The 1,559-nt window shown below is 59.4% G+C and carries 1 rRNA gene (cut by a window edge); it reads left to right on the forward strand.

Annotation, left to right across the window (positions count from 1 at the left end):
* A 23S ribosomal RNA gene (locus tag EXE45_RS16175) occupies nt 1-1,559 on the forward strand (its annotated part extends 209 nt beyond the left edge of the window); the annotation flags it as partial.

Genomic DNA, 1,559 nt, shown 5'->3' on the forward strand with positions numbered 1-1,559 from the left:
CGAGCCGGCGTCGTGTCGTGCGTTTTGAAAAACGACCCAGGGAGTGCACTTGATTGGCGAGTCTAACCCGTGAACCGGGGAAGGCGCAGGGAAACCGATACGGCCGCAGCACATTCGTGCGAGGGCCACCGTGTTCAAGCGCGGGGAGTCAATCGGGTGCGACCCGAAACCAGGCGATCTACGCGCGAGCAAGGTGAAGCGTGGCGAAAGCCACGTGGAGGCCTGTTAGAGTTGGTGTTCTACAATACCCTCTCGTGACTCGTGTGTAGGGGTGAAAGGCCCATCGAGCCTGGCAACAGCTGGTTCCAACCGAAACATGTCGAAGCATGACCTCTCCCGAGATAGCCCGCGGGGTAGAGCTACCGATTGGATGACCCGCCTCCGAGAGGAGTCGGCCATCCTGTCGAACTCCAAACCCGCAGGCGTCGCAGACGGAGGGAGTCCGGTGCGCGGGGTAAGCCTGTGTACCGTGAGGGGAACAACCCAGAGCCGGGTTAAGGTCCCAAAGTGTAGATTAAGTGCGATTCGAAGGTGGTCTCAAGCCCTAAACAGCCGGGAGGTGAGCTTAGAAGCAGCTACCCGCTAAGAAAAGCGTAACAGCTTACCGGCCGAGGTTTGAGGCGCCCAAAATGATCGGGGCTCAAATCTACCACCGAGACCTGGCCGCGCCCGTCACAGGGCGACCGCGTAGGTTGGCGTACTGGTCGGACGGAAGCCCGGGCGAGAGCTCGTGTGGACCGTCCAGTAACGACAATCCTGGTCACAGTAGCAGCGATAGTCGGGTGAGAACCTCGACGGCCTGAAGAGCAAGGGTTCCTCGGCACTGCAGATCAGCCGAGGGTTAGCCGGTCCTAAGGTGTACCACAACTTGACTACACCGACGGGAAGCTGGTTAATATTCCAGCGCCATCGTGCAGTAAACGCCGACGCCGTGTGGAACGCTGAGCCGGGCACTCGCCCGGTCGAATCGTGGAAACTCGTGGACGCCGTCACGGCACGAAGCGAGCGAAACGCGAAACAGCGAAAGTCAGCCGTACATAGGGCCCGTGAAAAGGCAAGCGCGATGTCCGTACCGAGATCCGACACAGGTGCTCTGCCAGCGCAAGGCAAGGCCTGTCGGGAGAACCGACGTTAGGGAATTCGGCAAGTTAGTCCCGTACCTTCGGAAGAAGGGATGCCTGCTCTCTGAGGAGCAGGTCGCAGTGACTCGGGCGCTCCGACTGTCTAGTAACAACACAGGTGACCGCAAATCCGCAAGGACTCGTACGGTCACTGAATCCTGCCCAGTGCGGGTATCTGAACACCTCGTACAAGAGGACGAAGGACCCGTCAACGGCGGGGGTAACTATGACCCTCTTAAGGTAGCGTAGTACCTTGCCGCTTCAGTAGCGGCTTGCATGAATGGATAAACGAGAGCGCCACTGTCCCAACGTTGGACCCGGTGAACTGTACGTTCCAGTGCGGAGTCTGGAGACCCCCAAGGGGAAGCGAAGACCCTATAGAGCTTTACTGCAGGCTGTCGCTGAGACGTGGTCGCCGATGTGCAGCATAGGTAGGAG

This window comes from Halorubrum sp. SP9 (assembly GCF_005435015.1).
GTDB lineage: Archaea > Halobacteriota > Halobacteria > Halobacteriales > Haloferacaceae > Halorubrum > Halorubrum sodomense.